The sequence below is a fragment of the Spirosoma aureum genome (assembly GCF_011604685.1).
Taxonomy (GTDB): domain Bacteria; phylum Bacteroidota; class Bacteroidia; order Cytophagales; family Spirosomataceae; genus Spirosoma; species Spirosoma aureum.
Map to the genome: position 1 here is coordinate 7,751,306 of NZ_CP050063.1, position 16,424 is coordinate 7,767,729.

General features: G+C 45.7%; 11 protein-coding genes. 3 read left to right on the forward strand and 8 right to left on the reverse strand.

Features of this window, described 5'->3' with window-relative positions:
- The first annotated feature begins 26 nt into the window (after positions 1 to 26).
- Complete coding sequence (locus G8759_RS30995; RefSeq protein WP_167216938.1) at positions 27 to 1,823, forward strand: glycoside hydrolase family 9 protein; 1,797 nt, start codon at positions 27 to 29, stop codon at positions 1,821 to 1,823.
- 23 nt (positions 1,824 to 1,846) lie between these two features.
- Here G8759_RS30995 and G8759_RS31000 read toward each other — a convergent pair whose 3' ends face one another.
- From G8759_RS31000 to G8759_RS31030, 7 genes are all read right to left on the reverse strand, one after another.
- Positions 1,847 to 2,896, reverse strand: a complete 1,050-nt coding sequence (locus G8759_RS31000; protein ID WP_167216940.1) for an alpha-hydroxy acid oxidase — start codon at positions 2,894 to 2,896, stop codon at positions 1,847 to 1,849.
- 314 nt (positions 2,897 to 3,210) lie between these two features.
- On the reverse strand, positions 3,211 to 3,795 hold the full coding sequence (locus tag G8759_RS31005) for a chemotaxis protein CheB (RefSeq protein WP_167216942.1): 585 nt from the start codon (positions 3,793 to 3,795) through the stop codon (positions 3,211 to 3,213).
- The gene (locus G8759_RS31010; protein WP_167216944.1) at positions 3,777 to 4,586 is read right to left on the reverse strand and encodes a CheR family methyltransferase; all 810 of its coding nucleotides are present in this window, start codon (positions 4,584 to 4,586) and stop codon (positions 3,777 to 3,779) included. Before G8759_RS31010 ends, G8759_RS31005 begins: the two co-directional genes overlap by 19 nt.
- A 12-nt stretch (positions 4,587 to 4,598) precedes the next feature.
- On the reverse strand, positions 4,599 to 4,964 hold the full coding sequence (locus G8759_RS31015) for a response regulator (RefSeq protein WP_167216946.1): 366 nt from the start codon (positions 4,962 to 4,964) through the stop codon (positions 4,599 to 4,601).
- 64 nt (positions 4,965 to 5,028) lie between these two features.
- Positions 5,029 to 8,646: a response regulator gene (locus G8759_RS31020; protein ID WP_167216948.1), complete on the reverse strand. Its 3,618-nt coding sequence runs from the start codon at positions 8,644 to 8,646 to the stop codon at positions 5,029 to 5,031.
- Positions 8,647 to 8,670: 24 nt separating this feature from the next.
- Positions 8,671 to 10,257 carry a hybrid sensor histidine kinase/response regulator gene (locus G8759_RS31025; RefSeq protein WP_167216950.1) on the reverse strand — a complete coding sequence of 529 codons (1,587 nt, stop codon included), beginning with the start codon at positions 10,255 to 10,257 and terminating at the stop codon, positions 8,671 to 8,673.
- A gap of 221 nt (positions 10,258 to 10,478) precedes the next feature.
- Positions 10,479 to 11,663, reverse strand: a complete 1,185-nt coding sequence (locus G8759_RS31030; protein WP_167216952.1) for an alpha/beta hydrolase — start codon at positions 11,661 to 11,663, stop codon at positions 10,479 to 10,481.
- Between the two features lie 340 nt (positions 11,664 to 12,003).
- Between G8759_RS31030 and G8759_RS31035 the strand changes: the two genes are divergently transcribed.
- Together G8759_RS31035 and G8759_RS31040 are read left to right on the forward strand one after the other, a co-directional pair.
- Positions 12,004 to 13,683 (forward strand): fatty acid--CoA ligase, encoded by a 1,680-nt coding sequence (locus G8759_RS31035; protein ID WP_167216954.1) that lies wholly within the window; start codon positions 12,004 to 12,006, stop codon positions 13,681 to 13,683.
- A gap of 99 nt (positions 13,684 to 13,782) precedes the next feature.
- On the forward strand, positions 13,783 to 14,274 hold the full coding sequence (locus tag G8759_RS31040; protein WP_167216956.1) for a metallophosphoesterase family protein: 492 nt from the start codon (positions 13,783 to 13,785) through the stop codon (positions 14,272 to 14,274).
- Positions 14,275 to 14,344: 70 nt separating this feature from the next.
- On the opposite strand, the gene ftsH is transcribed toward G8759_RS31040, so the two are convergent.
- Positions 14,345 to 16,375, reverse strand: a complete 2,031-nt coding sequence (gene ftsH / locus G8759_RS31045) for an ATP-dependent zinc metalloprotease FtsH (RefSeq protein ID WP_167216958.1) — start codon at positions 16,373 to 16,375, stop codon at positions 14,345 to 14,347.
- Between the last annotated feature and the right edge of the window lie 49 nt (positions 16,376 to 16,424).

Genomic DNA, 16,424 nt, shown 5'->3' on the forward strand with positions numbered 1-16,424 from the left:
AGCCCCAATCGCAACCTGAACCCGTTATGACCATTCCTGTAAAGCTATCCTTTTACCTTTCTCTTCTGCTACTGATTGCCTGTAGATTACCGGTCCAGAGTCAACCGTTATCAGAAGCGATTCGGCTCAACCAGCTTGGTTATTATCCCAATGCTGCGAAAATTGCGGTTGTAGTCGGAGAAACACAGGGAGCTTTTCAGCTGGTTTCGGCGGATTTAAAAACGGTTGTCTTTTCAGGGAATCTGGGTGAAGCCCGGCAGAATGCGATTTCAGGAAAAACAACCCGTACTGCTGATTTTTCTACGTTTACCAAAACTGGCACTTACGTTGTGGTGATTCCGGGTATAGGTCACTCCTACCCGTTCGAAATTCGGCCCAGTGTGCATAAGAACCTGGCGATTGGGGCGCTGAAAGGCTTCTATTATCAGCGCGCATCGACTGAGCTACCCGCCAAATTTGCCGGAAAATGGGCACGGCCAGCGGGTCATCCCGACAATCGCGTACTCATTCATCCATCTGCGGCTTCGAAAGATCGACCAGCGGGTACGGTTATTGCATCGACCAGAGGCTGGTACGACGCGGGTGATTACAACAAGTACATTGTCAATTCGGGCATAACGATGGGCACACTTCTGTCGCTATACGAAGATTTTCCGGCCGACATGAACGCATTAAAAACCGATATTCCAGAAAGCACGAATAAAATTCCTGATCTGCTCGATGAGGTACTCTGGAATCTGCGGTGGATGCTAACCATGCAGGACCCGACTGACGGTGGTGTGTATCATAAACTGACGAATCCTCGTTTCGACGGAATGATTATGCCCGACAAAGCCGTTAATGATCGCTATGTCGTCCAGAAGAGCATTACGGCTACCCTCGATTTTGCGGCTGTGATGGCTCAGGCCGGGCGCGTCTACAAAGCATATAATCGTGAATTACCCGGTCTGGCCGATTCCTGTGTGTCGGCAGCCACGAAAGCCTGGACTTGGGCGAAAGCCAATCCAACAGTCGTGTACAATCAGGCCGACATGAATGCTAAATTCGATCCTGATGTCGTAACCGGAAGCTACGAAGACCGTAATGCCAGCGATGAGTGGATCTGGGCTGCCGCCGAACTCTACGCGACCACTAAAGACGAATCTTATTATAAAGCGGTCAACCTGTTTCCCGATACGAAAACGCCCTTGCCAGCCTGGCCGCAGGTTCGTACCCTGGCCTATTACACACTGGCCCGCTTCGGCAACGACCTCACTTCACTCGGTAAAAAAGATTTACCCTTAGTGAAACAACACCTGACAACAATGGCCGATTCGTTGCTTATGGGTGCCGACAAACAGGCTTTCCAAACGGTTATGGGGAAGTCGGCCAAGGATTTTATCTGGGGAAGTAGCGCCGAAGCAGCTAATCAGGGAATTGCTTTGCTCCAGGTCTATCGCTTCACGGACTCCCCCAATCGAAGCCAGTATTTGCTGTATGCACTTGGAAACCTCGACTACTTACTTGGTCGGAATGCAGTGGGTTACTCCTTCGTAACGGGCTTTGGCGACAAAACACCCATGCATCCCCATCACCGGCCTTCTATCGCTGACGGCATTGTGGAGCCGATTCCGGGTTTATTATCAGGGGGGACTAACGCAAATGCCGCACGGCAGGATAAATGCGCGGGATATACCAGCACTGTAGCTGATGAAGTCTATATCGACGCTGATTGTTCATATGCCTCCAACGAAATTGCCATCAACTGGAACGCACCACTGGTTTATCTGACTTTCGCTCTGGAAGCATTGCAGAAGGATCAGAAACCAGCTTTACCTAAATAAACTGGACTATCAACTTGCAGGCATTATTGCCAAATCACGGATTGATCGATACTCGAAATCGTGGCTTTGCCCGTCAAAGCCATAGCCAGTTCAAGTTCGGTTCGGAGTATTGTCAGCACTTTCGATACGCCTGCTGCTCCACCACAGGCCAGCCCAAAACAAATAGGTTTCCCCACCAATACCGCATCCGCACCCAGCGCAATGGCTTTCACCACATCCGTTCCCCGTCGGATGCCACCGTCCATTAAGATCGGTACTCGCTTGTTTACAGTTTCGGCAATACGAGGAAGAACCTCAATCGTAGCAGGCACCGTGTCTAGATTCCGTCCGCCGTGGTTGGACACAATAATGCCCGAAACACCCGCCTGAACGGCTAAGTCGGCATCGTCAGGATTCAAAATTCCTTTGAGCAGAATGGGAATTTTGACGAATGATTGTAACCACTCGATGTCTTTCCAGGTCAGGGATTTTGTCAGCGCAAAGGCGTCAGCCATATGGGGTGTACTCACGCCATCCGGCATGGCAAAATCAACTCGTTGCTGACGATTACGGACACCAGCAACGGGTGTATCAACCGTAACGCAAAGCGCCCGGCAACCCTGTGCTTCAGCCTCCTGAATGAGTGCCCTGGTAAGTTCTCTGTCGTCTCTTACATAGAGCTGAAACCATAAAGGTTGTGTTGCTACACGGGCGATTTCGCTAAGGGGCGTGGTGGTGAATGAACTAACGACATAAACAGCCGATGCAGTGCTAGCGCCCTGAGCAGTAGCCAGTTCGCCTGCCGGGTGCATGATTTTATGGTAAGCGGTGGGGGCGATCAGAATTGGATAGGGCAAGTCGAGCCCCAACAGCGATGTCCGGGTATCGATTTCGCCGACATCCACAAGCACTCTTGTGTTTAGTTTTATGGCATCCAGCGCCTGCCGGTTCCATCGGAGTGAAAATTCGTCAGCGGCTCCACTGGCTACGTATTCGTAGGCCATTTCGGTCATGTTGCCAACCGCCAGCCGCTCAACATCAAACAGGTTAATTATTTCGGATAAATCAATGGGGTCATTTTGCGGTAAACTCATGGGGTATTAGCAAACTGGTTGAACGCCTTTCCAAGATGTATAGTCAAGGCCATAAAGTAATTCATCCTGGCCATTCTACCCCATTACCAACGTATCTCTCCTGGTAAAGTCATTCAAGGTTAAGCTTGTTTTTTTACTGTCCGGAATAACTTCCATCAATAACAGTAGCGGCAGAATTCTGTACCCAGGCTAATTTAGGGCGCAACATGGGTGTTAGATTCTGGTACTATGTTTTCAATTAGTTATCCTCTATTATAAGTACTGGTAGTGCTCAAAACGCAACTTCTCATTTTACCTAAAGCTTGCTGTTACAATTATTTATTCAATGAATTGATAAACGAAATCAATTCAGGTATATCCAGAATAAAGTCAATAGGAACATTCACAATAGCCTGCTGAGGCATAAAAGCAGATTGTGCTGTTGCGGGTGTCTGAGCAATTGTGATTCCGCCTGCTTTTTTGATGGACATAAGGCCATATGTCCCGTCTGAATTGGCCCCCGACAATAAAATGCCAACCAAAGAATCACCAAACACATCAGCAGCCGATTCAAACGTTACATCCAGCGAAGGGCGACTGTAGTTTACTTTTTCTGAATCATCCAGCGAGAACGTCAGATTTTTTTCGATTAAGAGATGATAGTCTGCGGGTGCCACATAAATAATGCCCGGCCTAAGCGAGTCTTTATCTTCTACCTCCCGAACAGGAATAGTTGTTTTACCAGCCAGTAAATCCTCCAAAGTAGACTCACCGGAATTTTTGCGATGCAATACGATGATTGCCGTAAATGATACAATAGGTTGTAAGGCTGGCAATAGCTTTAACAATACATCAAGGCTACCAGCAGAACCGCCAATGACAACAGCTTTAACAGGGCTATTTAACCTATTTTCCGCCATATTTTTTCCTTACCCAATTGCTTGTATTTTAATTTAACCATCGAAAATTTTAGTGTTTCCTTTGAGCCTAACGCCAGATAGCCAAGCTGGGCTAAACTCTCATCAAACAAATCAAATACACGATCCTGCAAAGGCTTATCAAAATAAATTAATACGTTTCGGCAAAGAATTAAATCAAATTCATTAAATGATCGGTCAGAGACTAGATTATGGATTGAGAAAATCATTTTTTCTGATAATTTTTCATCAAATTTTACCTGACCATATTGGGCCGTATAGTAAGATGAAAAATCATTTATGCCACCAGATTCTATATAATTTTCTGAATACTGTTTCATGTGAGCCAGCGGAAAAATACCATTTCTCGCTTTTTCGAGTGCCGCCGGATTTAAATCAGTGGCATAGATCAATGATTTATGCAGAAGCTTGGCTTCTTTAAGTAAAATAGCCATTGAAAAAACCTCTTCACCTGTCGAACAGCCTGCATGCCATATGCGAATAAATGGTTTGGCAGTCAATGTAGTTAATATGTCAGTTCTAAGGCATTTATAGAACAGAGGATCACGAAACATTTCGGTAACGGTCACGGTAATTTCTTCCACAAACCGTTTCAAATAATCCGCATCTGATCGTACACGATGCCTGAACTCGGCAAAGCTTGGAAATTTATCCAGCGTACAAAGCCGGATTATTCGTCTCTTCAAAGATGCTCTGGAATAATTGGAGAAGTCATATCCATATAATTCATACAGATCATTTACTAATTGGTCAACTTCGGCCTCTTCTATCATTACGCAATTCAATTAAACACGCAACAATAGTTGCAATAATCTATCCACATCGACAGGCTTGGCGATATAATCGGTTGCCCCGGCCTGTAAACACTTCTCCCGATCACCCACCATTGCCTGCGCTGTAACGGCAAAGATGGGCGTATGACGTCGCTTATCAATGTTTTTAATGCGGGGAATTGCTTCGTAGCCATCCATTTCGGGCATCATCATATCGATCAGTATGACATCCACCGTGTCATCGGTCTTTAATAAATCGAGTGCTTCCTGCGCACTATTACAGGCTATGCAATCAAATGATTTTGCTTTTAGTGTAGCAGTTAATGCAAAAATATTCCTTGCATCATCATCAATGATTAATACACGTTTTTTAACCATTTTCTCTTGTTCAATCAGGGCTCCAGACTGGCTAAAGCGTAAGAATTACAGGTAGTACAATTAATTAAGACCGCTCATAAAGCCAGACACGTAATAAAGACATCAATTGATCGATATCAACTGGTTTCGTTATATAATCTGACGCGCCTGCCTGAATGCATCGCTCCCGATCACCAGTCATTGCTTTGGCCGTTACCGCAATGATAGGCAGCGATTTCCATTGATAATTCTCACGAATTTTTTTAGCTGTTTCATAACCATCCATTTGTGGCATCATCATATCCAGCAGTACTAAATCAATAGCCGGATTTTCCTGTAATTTCTGGAGCGCTTCTTTACCATCCAGCGCTGTGATGACGTTCATTTTATAATTTTCCAGTGCCTTCGAAAGCGAGAAGATATTCCGGACATCATCATCAGCAATCAGTACCGTTTTATTCGTCAATATCTGGCTTAAAGCACCAAGTTTCTTTTTATTCGTTTGCGGACCTGACGATTTTTTATTTTCATCGACCAGGTGCAGAAAAAGTGAAACTTCGTCCAGCATACGCTGGTACGAATGAGCCGTTTTTACGATAATTGAATCTGCATATTTTTTAATTTTCAATTCTTCAGCCATTGACAAACTTTTTCCGGTGAAGATGATAATTGGCAGATTTTCAAGCCCTGGATTCTTTTTGGCTTCTTCGAGGGTATCGTATGACTTTTTATCCGGAATGCCCATATCCAGAATAACACATTCTATTTCTTCCCGCTTTAAGGCTTCTACTCCTTCAGTTATATTGCTTTTCAGCTCGGAATTAATGTTGAATGTTTCCAGAAAATACGCTAACGCTTTGGCATGTTTCGGATTATCTTCAATAATCAGCACTTTTTTGGCCGTGCGGTTCAAAACATACTCAATTTTTTTAAAGACCTCCTGCATTTGTTCAAAAGCTACCGGCTTATCAACAAAATCAATGGCACCTTTCAAGAGACTCTCCTTCTTCAGCTTGTGCGACGACATAATATGCACTGGAATGTGTCGGGTTTGCTGGTCAGCTTTTAAGGCATCCATTACCTGCCAGCCACTCATAATCGGCAATTGAATGTCTAGCAGTATACCCAGTGGTTTGTAGATACTGGCCAGCCTTAGCCCTTCGTCACCCCTGACAGCCACGATGACTTTGTACCCTTTCTTACGTGAGTAGTCCAGTAGTGATTTGGCGAAGTTGGTATCGTCCTCAATAATAAGGATTGTTTTATCTGTAGCCGTTATCGTATTTCGATCGTCAGGAATCGATTCAGGAATGACCGTACTGATAAATTGATTAACGGCTTCAGATTCTTCTACCTCTTTTGCCGGAATGGGAGCTGGTTCCGGACTTCTGCTTACATAGGTGGGTTCGGCTGATATAGCTCCGTGTACATTGGCGATTGGCAATTGTACCGTAAAGGTACTTCCCTCATTCACCTTACTGGTAAGCGAAATTTCTCCACCCAGTAGTTTCGCCAGTTCACGGCTGATAGACAGGCCGAGACCCGTTCCGCCATATTTCCGTTTAGTTGACCCATCGGCCTGCTGGAACGCTTCAAAAATCAATTGCTGCTTTTCGGGAGGTATGCCAATTCCGGTGTCTTTTACTTCCAGCAGCAATGACGCATCGGTCAGTGGAGATCTTTTTATAGTAAGCGTAACGGATCCCGCTGACGTAAATTTAATTGCATTGGAAATCAGATTTTTAAGGATTTGCCCGACCCGCATCTTGTCGGTCTCAATAACCGTCGGTACGGTCGGAGCTATATCGACTTTAAACTCCAGGTGTTTCTCGTCAGCCAGCGGCCCGAATAAAGACTGGAGTTCATCGGTTATTTCCTGAACAGATACGTCGAGGTATTCGAGCTTCATCTGACCAGCCTCAATTTTCGACAGATCCAGAATCTCGTCGATCAATCCGAGCAAACCATTGCCCGAAGATTGAATAACTTTTGCGTAGTCGACCTGATCCGATGTCAGATTATCTTCATTGTTTTCTGATAATAATCGGCTCAGGAGTAAGATTGAATTGAGTGGTGTACGCAATTCATGAGACATATTGGCCAGAAACTCAGACTTATACCGCGTGCTTATTTCCAGTTCTTCGGCCTTTCTCTGAATTTCTTCGTTTTTCTCTTCCAGCAGTACACTTCGTTCTTCCAGTTCGGCATTGGTCTGTTGCAACTCTTCCTGCTGCACCCGCAATTCTTCCTCAGAAGCCTGAAGTTTTTGCGCCTGAGCTTCCAGTTCGGCGTTGACGTTTTCAAGCTCATTGTGTTGAGCCTGAAGCTCTTCCGACTGAGCCTGTGTCTCTTCCAGAAAATTCTGAAGTTTAACGTAATCCAGCGCCGAATTTACGCCAATTGCCAACGCATCCAGATTTGACTCTAAAAAGCTTATTTCCAATGGCTCAGGCTTTCGTAAGAGCCCTATTTCAATCGCGCCTATGCATACATCGGCATATATTAAGGGAGCGATGATTACTGAAGCAGGTGACGTACTTCCTAACGAAGAATTTACAGTCAAATACGATTCGGGCAGATCATGAACAATAAGCGTCTTTTTACTTTTGATGGCCTGCCCAATCAGTCCTTCGCCCGACACAACTGTAGTTGGAGCATGGTTAGCGGCATAATTGCCTACCAATTTAAAATTTGATGCATTGTCAATAATGTAAACCGTTCCTAGCGGTGCATTCAAATATTCGTTGATGGCCGTTATCAAATTGCCCGCCAGTTTTTGTAGATCCCGCTCACCACGGATCGCTTCGCTTACGGTTAGCGTCCCTGTTTGCAGCCAATTCCTGGCGTTTAAATCACTAAATGTGCTTTCGAGGGCGGCTGCCATCGTGTTGAGGGCATTACCGATCCTTCCCAGCTCATCATCCCGTATATCCTGGCTTCTCACCGAATAATTACCTTCCGCAATGTCGGTTGTAATGTCCTCCATCACGTTGATACGCTCCGTTGTTTCTCTGTATTTTGCCTCGGCCTCTAACTGATTCGCGATTCTGTCATCAAGATCCTTTTTAATCCGTATATAGGTGCTGATGGTGATCATAATAGAGATCGCAGCCGCCACCAGTAATAGAAAAGGGGTGTATGTAATATAAATCTGTTGCTGTTGAATACGTGTTTCAAGTATTTTCGATTCATCTGTTTTTACCCGATTAACCAGCGCCCGGAGGTCATCCATAATCTTTTTCCCGCGCACCATTTCGTCATTACGCGCGGCTGTATCTTTCATAAAGGCACTATAGCGTCTGGTTAGGTCAATGACCCGCTGCATCTGGATAAACTTTGCCTCATAGAGTGATTTTATGTCAACAAGCGTTTTCTGTTGTATAGCATTGTCGGCGGTCAGTTCATTTACTGTATTATAACTGCCACGCACTTTTTCATAAGCTCCGTTATAGGGCTGTAAAAATGTGGGATCGCGTGTAATCAGATAGCCTCGCTGACCAGTTTCCGCATCTTTCGCATATGAAATTATATTCTCAGCCTCAATCAATACCTGATTGGTATGATTGACCAGTTGGGAGTTTGCAATTAGCTTTTGAATGCTATAATAGGAAGCGAAAAGGCTGACAACCAGCAAAACAATTGAGATCGAAAAAACAATCTGCAGTTGCCTTATCACAGAATTTGATGTCGAAAACCTGGGCATAATTACTGATTAATAAACAGCTTATTAGTTAGCAATGGGCTCATTCATTTGATGAACGGGTAGTATAAGGATGAAACAAGTTCCTTCATCCACACGGCTTTTGGCCGAAATGAGGCCATTATGCTTATCGATATTCTTTTTTGCAATGGCCAGCCCAATACCAGTGCCTTCGTAGCTGGTCCGGTTATTGAGCCGTTGAAAAATGATAAAGATTCGGTCCAGAAACTTTTCGTCGAATCCGATCCCATTGTCACATACCAGAAAGCGGCAAAAATTACCGCTGGGTGCCGGCTCACTATCGATTCGCTTGCTCTCAATGATTTCTGCACTAATTGTAATAATCGGGGCAACATCCTGTCGGGAAAACTTCAGCGCATTACTGATCAGGTTTTGAAAGACCTGCCTGATCCGGCCCGGAATGGTATCGATTATTGGTAGCTTATCGACAGTAATAACCGCCTTCTTTTTGCTAATAGTATCGTCAAAATCGACCAGAACTTCATCAATCAACTTATTCAGATCGGTCGGCTTGAACACCGCAGGCATCGCTAATTGCGAATACGACAGTAGGTCATCGATCAGCCCCGATAAACGAGCCGACGATCTGATTGATCGGTCGAGGTACGAAATGGCTTCAGGGTTTTCCTTGAGGTATTTCTCTTTGATGAGGTCATGAAGAAGCTGAATTTTACGAAGCGGTTCTTTTAAATCGTGCGATACAACCCAGGTAAATTGCTGAAGCTCATGGTTTGTGGTTTCCAGTTCGGAATTTTTCAGCAGTAGCTCACTTGTCCGGGTTGCAACCTGTTCTTCAAGTAGCTCGGCAGCCAGTTTTTGTGGATGTATATCCGTAAATGTTCCGACCCATCGCACGATGACATCCTGTTGTTTTATGGGTATGATTCGTAAAAGATGGTATCTATACGCTCCGGAAGCAATCTCTTTCAGGCGAACTTCGCGCGTAAATTCAATTCCTTTTTCTAAATAAATTGGCCATTCGTTGCCGATGTCATCATCGTCGTGATGCGTTTGGGGGAAAGCCGTTGGGTTAGCCGAGTAGTTAAACCAGTGCTCGTTCACATATTCGATCCGCCCATTGGTTGCGACCGTAAACGCCATCTGTGGCAGTGAAGCCAATACAAGCCGTAACTCCTGTATTCGATCTGCCAGTTCTTCCTGCGCCTGCTTTCTTACATCAACTTCGTTTCGTAGGGAGTCCTGAACTGCTCTTAGCTCCTGCTGCTGTTCGTAGAGCCGATGCAGTGTTTTAACTTTCAAGACCAGAATATCAGGATCAACCGGTTTCGTTAAATAGTCGACCCCGCCTGAGGTGTATCCTTTTGTAATAAACTTCTTTTCGGTATTGACGGCCGACAAAAAAATGATTGATGTGTCTTTTGACCGGCTAAAACCCGTTATGGCATTGGCTACTTCAAAGCCATCCATTCCGGGCATCTGTACGTCCAGGATAATAACGGAATAATTTGTTTTAAGAACCTTTTTTAGCGCTTCTTCACCTGACTCTGCGGTATCGACTGAAAACTTATGAAGCTCTAAAATCTTTTTTAGCGGAAGAATATTCTCTGGCCTATCATCGACAATAAGAACCATACTCAGAATAACTGTTTATAACGTTGGCATCGAATCGCATAGCGATTTTCCGGGATGAGAACGCATTTATGAGGGCTTGCTATGGACAACTAAACTATAAATGCAATACATCCAGAAATTGTTATGTGAAGATATAGTAACGAGGTAGGTGCTTCCAAATATATGGTGTTTACGACGTGCAAAAAGGGTTTTTAGTTTTTATACGGCCTTACTTAAGGTTCTTACTTTTGCCATAAGCTGGGCAGTAACTTGTAATACAACAAATGTCGCCAGGTTCCCCAATCATGCGCACCTACGCCCCCCACGTAATAATCGTGTTTGATCTGGTGTTTTTGCAGGGCTTCGTGTAGCGCAACCGCCCGCTTTCCTATCGTAGTCACTTCGCCTGTACCCTGCCCTACCAAGAGGTAGTCAACTTTTTGATTCGCTGCTGGATCGTTCAGAAAAGCAGCGCTGACAGTCTCTGTTTCCAGATCGCCTGCACTCAGAATACCGAACGAGCTAAACAAATCCAGATTTTTAAGCCCTACTAACTGCGTGTGCCGACCACCCATCGACAAACCGGCCAATGCCCGGCCTTTTCGATCAGCACGCGTACTATAGGTTTTATCGATGAAGGGCACAATCTGCTTTTTAAGCTCTTCTTCGATCAGGGGAAATGTCTGTTCAGTATGCTTCGGATCGCTTCGGTGCACGACCTGATTATTGGGCATCGCAATCAGCATTGGTACCATTTTACCCTCAGTAATCAGATTGTCGGCAATGAAATTGGCCCGCCCGTCAATACTCCACGTCGATGCCAGTTCACCACTTCCGCCCATGAGATAAAGTACCGGGTATTTCTTTTTCGGGGTATAACCAGGCGGAGTGTACACGTAGATTTCGCGTTCGCCTTTAAGCACTTCAGAATGATATATATGACGACTTACGACTCCATGCGGTACAGGACGTGCATCGTAATAAGCCGGGCCATCGCCATGAACGACCAGATTGCTGTAGCCTGGCTGATCGGCAAAGCCCGTCAGGGTATTATTCGGATCAGGTACGGTTACCCCGTCAATAATGAATTTATACACGTAAATATCGGGCTTAACCGGTCCAACGGTCAACGACCAGACCCCATCGTTGCCTTTCTGAAATGGGATAGGATCTTTAGCCGCCAGAGCCAGCAAAATTGGACCACCAGTAAGTAAAATCTGCTTTGCATCAGGTGCCTTTAACCGGAACGTCACTGTATGATCGTCGCGCACGTCGGGCGAAACCAGATTAGCCCCAAACGGAACCAGATTCTGGGTATTCTTTTGCGGATTCCAGTCCAGATTAACGTGCGCCTGTTGCGCGCTTACCCAATGGCTTCCTGCTACCGCAATTACACCAGCAAAATAGCAAGCCCTGCTTAGTCTCATAGTTAGGTTATGTTTTTTAGGCTTTTGATCGTTTAATAATCTACAAAGTTGCTGCCTTACCACATCTCCTCTCCATCAGTTCGATTCACTAGTTTACGCCGTTCTGTTAAGATGATGTTCTTTAATCTTATACTTGCTAGCCAATCGACTATACTGCCAACTTGTCAGGAGACAAGAATTCCTTTCGAGTTTTTCGACCAATAGAAAGAAACTCAGCAGCAAGATGAATGAGATTTTCTTACGCACAAGCCAAACCTTTTCCGTAAATCACTATTTTTTCTCCTGATAGTTCAACCTGATCTCGTTTTTTACGTTTTTTACATAAAGACTATCGCCAATTATGATCCAGACGAAATTGATTCCCCGCACTACCGAGGCTTTTGAGCCACCCATGCTTATAAAAAACCTATTGGCAGAGTCGCTTAAGTATGAACCGCACCGTGAAATTGTTTACCGGGATTTATTCCGAATGAACTATGTCGAGTTTAACCGGCGCGTTCGACGGCTGGCTAATGTACTGACGGGTCTTGGGGTTAAACCGGGCGATACAGTTGCGGTATTCGACTGGGATAGTCATCGGTATCTTGAGTGCTTTTTCGGTGTGACAAGCATAGGAGCCATCTTGCATACGGTTAACGTACGGCTCTCACCCGCTCAGATTCTGTATACGATGAACCATGCACAGGATAAGGTCGTGCTGATGCATGAAGATTTCCTGCCCATTCTAAACGCGGTAAAAGATCAGCTAACAACCGTCGAGACGTTTGTTCTTATCAGCGATAAAGTCTATACGGACCTTAATGCGATTGGACAGGTTCCGGCTGGGTTTTCAGGTGAATATGAAGCGTTACTCAGAGACGTATCTGATCATTATGACTTCCCGGACTTCAATGAAAATACCTGGGCGACAACGTTTTATACGACTGGTACAACCGGCAATCCGAAAGGAGTTTACTTTTCCCACCGGCAGTTGTTCATGCATACGATGGGCTTGCTTACGTATCTGATTGGCTATGAAGCATTACCGTTCAAATCACGCACCGACGTGTACATGCCCATTACGCCCATGTTTCATGTACATGCCTGGGGATTCCCGTTTCTGGCCACACTTATGGCAGCAAAACAGGTTTATCCGGGTAAGTATGAACCGGCTATGCTTTGCAAATTGATTGTTACAGAAGGCGTTACACTTTCCCACTGTGTTCCAACCATTCTGAATATGATTGTCAATAGCCCGCTTGCACAACAATATCAGGATAACTTTAGCCGCTGGAGCGTACTGATCGGTGGGTCGGCATTGACAAAAGGCCTGGCCAGAGCTGCTCTGAATTTAGGCATTAACGTGACGGCAGGCTATGGCATGTCCGAAACAGCTCCTATCCTATCCGTCGTTTACTTAAACGATACCGAACGGGCCTTGCCATTAGATGAACAAGTTGAGTTTCGCACGCGTGCGGGTCGAATTGCACCATTCGTAGAAGCACGGTTAGTAGACGAAGACGGTCAGTTTTTGCCCCATGATGGCGAGACGCTAGGTGAAATTGTTGTACGAACCCCCTGGACAACGCAAGGTTACTACAACGACCCCGAACGGGGGGCCGAGTTATGGCGCGGTGGCTGGCTCCATACCGGCGACGTAGCCAGTATAACACCCGATCATTGGATTATGGTAGCCGACCGAACCAAAGATGTTATCAAAACAGGTGGTGAGTGGGTATCATCACTCGATATGGAAGATGCTTTATCGCAGGTAGAGGGCGTAGCCGAATCGGCTGTCATTGGCCTGCCCGACGACCGCTGGGGCGAACGACCACATGCGCTCATCGTGCAGAAACCCGGCTACAATCTGACTACAGAAGGGATCAAAGCAGGTTTACAGTCCAGAATCGATCGTGGTGAATTGCATAAATGGTATATGCCCGACCGAATATTATTTGTGCCCGAAATTCCAAAAACGAGTGTAGGCAAGATTGACAAGAAGCGTATCCGGTCAGAAATGAAAGAGCAGATACTTTCCTAACGAACCGTTTGCGTTTTCGGAGGTACCTTGCGGCTCATTTGCACTCGCAACATACGTTTATCAATTGACCACAGCCGCCAGTGCGGCTCAATCTGCAACATGACCCGAATTGGACTGCTTTCTGATACGCATAGTTTCCTTGATCCGCAAATTTTCACTCATTTTGACAAATGTGATGAAATCTGGCATGCAGGCGACGTTGGTGCACCGTCGGTCACTGATCAGCTACGATCGTTCAGGCCGTTACGCGTTGTGTGTGGCAATATTGATCAGGAAGCGAGTGATTTACCCTCACACCTTCGATTTAGTTTAGAGGATTTGGACATCTGGATGACACATATTGGGGGTACTCCACCCAGGTACAACCCTATTGTCCGGCCCAATTTACAACTCAATCCACCAGACATTTTTATATGTGGTCACTCGCACATTCTCAAAGTTGTTCGCGATCCAGTTATTAACAGGATTCTCTTTATCAATCCCGGTGCGGCTGGTAAAACAGGATTCCATCAGATGCGAACAGCAATCCGCTTTACGCTCGATGCTGGCCGGATTCTGGATATGCAGGTGATTGAGCTTGGTAAAAAATAGGAAAATTCTAAAGACAAAAAAGGCATCCACCAGTTGATGAATGCCTTTTTTGTCTTTAGAATTCGTTTGCTTAGAGCGGAAGCGATTCAGGCTCCGTTTCAGCAGGTTTAGCTTCTTTACCGATTTCTTCTTTCAGTGCTTCAGCTACGCCTTTATTTTTGTAAGCCTGATAAACCGTTTCACGCTCAAATGGACGCTTGCCAATCAAACGCACCAGATCGTTCTGGTACAGAATTTCTTTCTCAAGCAATTCCTTCGCAATGATTTCCAGAGCCTCACGATGTTCAGCTAAGAGGTCTTTCGTACGGGTATACGCGATATCGACAATCTTCCGGACTTCTTCATCAATGTGCTTAGCGGTTTCTTCCGAGTAAGGCTTATTGAATGCGTAATCCGACTGTTTAGAATCGTAGAACGATACATTACCGATTTTATCGTTCATACCATACATCGTCACCATGCTATAAGCCAGTTTCGTTATACGTTCCAGATCGCTCAGCGCACCGGTCGAAACCTTACCAAAGATGAGATCCTCAGCAGCCCGGCCGCCTAATGCCATGCACATTTCGTCCATTAGCTGTTCGGTACGGTAGAGATACTGCTCACGTGGCAGGTATTGCGCGTAACCGAGTGCTGCAACACCACGGGGAACAATCGTTACTTTTACGAGCGGATCGGCGTGTTCGAGGAACCAGCCAGCTACTGCGTGCCCTGCTTCGTGATAAGCGACAATTTCTTTCTCTTCAGGAGAAATGATCTTATTTTTCTTCTCCAGACCACCAATAACACGATCCATCGCATCCTGGAAGTCTTTCATATCAACGGCCTCTTTATCACTACGGGCAGCAATCAGAGCTGCTTCGTTACAAACGTTGGCGATTTCAGCTCCGGCAAAGCCTGGTGTTTGCGCAGCGAGCTCCTTAGGATCAACATCTGCGGCCAGTTTAATTGGCTTTAAATGCACCCGGAAGATAGCTTCACGACCTACGATATCGGGTTTATCGATACTGATCTGACGGTCGAAACGACCCGGACGCTGCAAGGCAGAGTCAAGTACGTCAGGACGGTTGGTAGCGGCAAGGATAATGATACCAGAGTCGGTAGCGAATCCATCCATTTCAACCAGCAGTGAGTTCAGTGTATTCTCCCGTTCGTCGTTGGCACCCGGCATCGAGCCACGACCCCGCGAACGACCAACTGCGTCGATCTCATCAATGAAAATGATACAGGGAGCTTTCTCTTTCGCCTGCTTGAACAAGTCGCGCACACGAGCAGCACCAACACCCACGAACATTTCAACAAAGTCAGAACCCGACAGCGAGAAGAACGGCACACCCGCTTCACCGGCAACGGCTTTCGCAAGCAGGGTTTTACCGGTACCTGGAGGGCCAATCAATAAAGCCCCTTTAGGAATTTTGGCACCGAGCTTGGTAAACTTGGTCGGATTTTTAAGGTAATCAACAATTTCCTTAATCTCCTCCTTGGCTTCGTCCAGACCCGCTACATCATTGAAGGTTATCTTCACTTTGTTATCGGCGTCGAACAGGGCGGCTTTAGATTTACCAATATTGAAAATCTGACCACCTGGCCCGCCAGCGCCCGACATCCGGCCCAGCAGAAAATACATGGCCAGGATCATGACGATCAAAAAGCCCCAGGTACTAATGATACTGCCAAAGTCGCTTCGGCTTTCAAATCGAAAATCGATTTTCTCATTATCAGGAACGCCCTGCTGTAATACATCCAGATCTTTCTTGAACGATTCACCAGAGGCAACCTGAAACTGGAAATGAGGCCCGTGACTCGACCCAAAATAGGGCTTATCGGCAAAAAGAGTGCGGTATTTCGGACTTTGAGCTGCCTGCTGGGTTAGTGTTACCTCAGCAATTTTATCGTTAACTACTACTACATCAGCAACTTCACGTTCTTTCACCATCCGCTCAAAACGCTTTTGCGAAATCTCGTGCGTCGAAGAGCTTTTGTTGAAGAACGTAATACCCAGAATAGCAGCAATCAGCAGCGCAACAATCCACCCCTGAAAATTAGGTTTTCTCGGACCACCCCGGGGCACTAACGGATTTCTATTATTGTTTTCTGACATTTCCTCAGGTTGTACATAACGGATTTTAACAGTAACACCGTTTCGAAGA

Excerpts from the sequence above, each read along its gene's own strand:
- G8759_RS30995 (WP_167216938.1), top strand. The coding sequence starts at position 27 with ATGACCATTCCTGTAAAGCTATCCTTTTACCTTTCTCTTCTGCTACTG.
- G8759_RS31000 (WP_167216940.1), bottom strand. The coding sequence starts at position 2,896 with ATGAGTTTACCGCAAAATGACCCCATTGATTTATCCGAAATAATTAAC.
- G8759_RS31005 (WP_167216942.1), bottom strand. The coding sequence starts at position 3,795 with ATGGCGGAAAATAGGTTAAATAGCCCTGTTAAAGCTGTTGTCATTGGC.
- G8759_RS31010 (WP_167216944.1), bottom strand. The coding sequence starts at position 4,586 with ATGATAGAAGAGGCCGAAGTTGACCAATTAGTAAATGATCTGTATGAA.
- G8759_RS31015 (WP_167216946.1), bottom strand. The coding sequence starts at position 4,964 with ATGGTTAAAAAACGTGTATTAATCATTGATGATGATGCAAGGAATATT.
- G8759_RS31020 (WP_167216948.1), bottom strand. The coding sequence starts at position 8,646 with ATGCCCAGGTTTTCGACATCAAATTCTGTGATAAGGCAACTGCAGATT.
- G8759_RS31025 (WP_167216950.1), bottom strand. The coding sequence starts at position 10,257 with ATGGTTCTTATTGTCGATGATAGGCCAGAGAATATTCTTCCGCTAAAA.
- G8759_RS31030 (WP_167216952.1), bottom strand. The coding sequence starts at position 11,663 with ATGAGACTAAGCAGGGCTTGCTATTTTGCTGGTGTAATTGCGGTAGCA.
- G8759_RS31035 (WP_167216954.1), top strand. The coding sequence starts at position 12,004 with ATGATCCAGACGAAATTGATTCCCCGCACTACCGAGGCTTTTGAGCCA.
- G8759_RS31040 (WP_167216956.1), top strand. The coding sequence starts at position 13,783 with ATGACCCGAATTGGACTGCTTTCTGATACGCATAGTTTCCTTGATCCG.
- ftsH (WP_167216958.1), bottom strand. The coding sequence starts at position 16,375 with ATGTCAGAAAACAATAATAGAAATCCGTTAGTGCCCCGGGGTGGTCCG.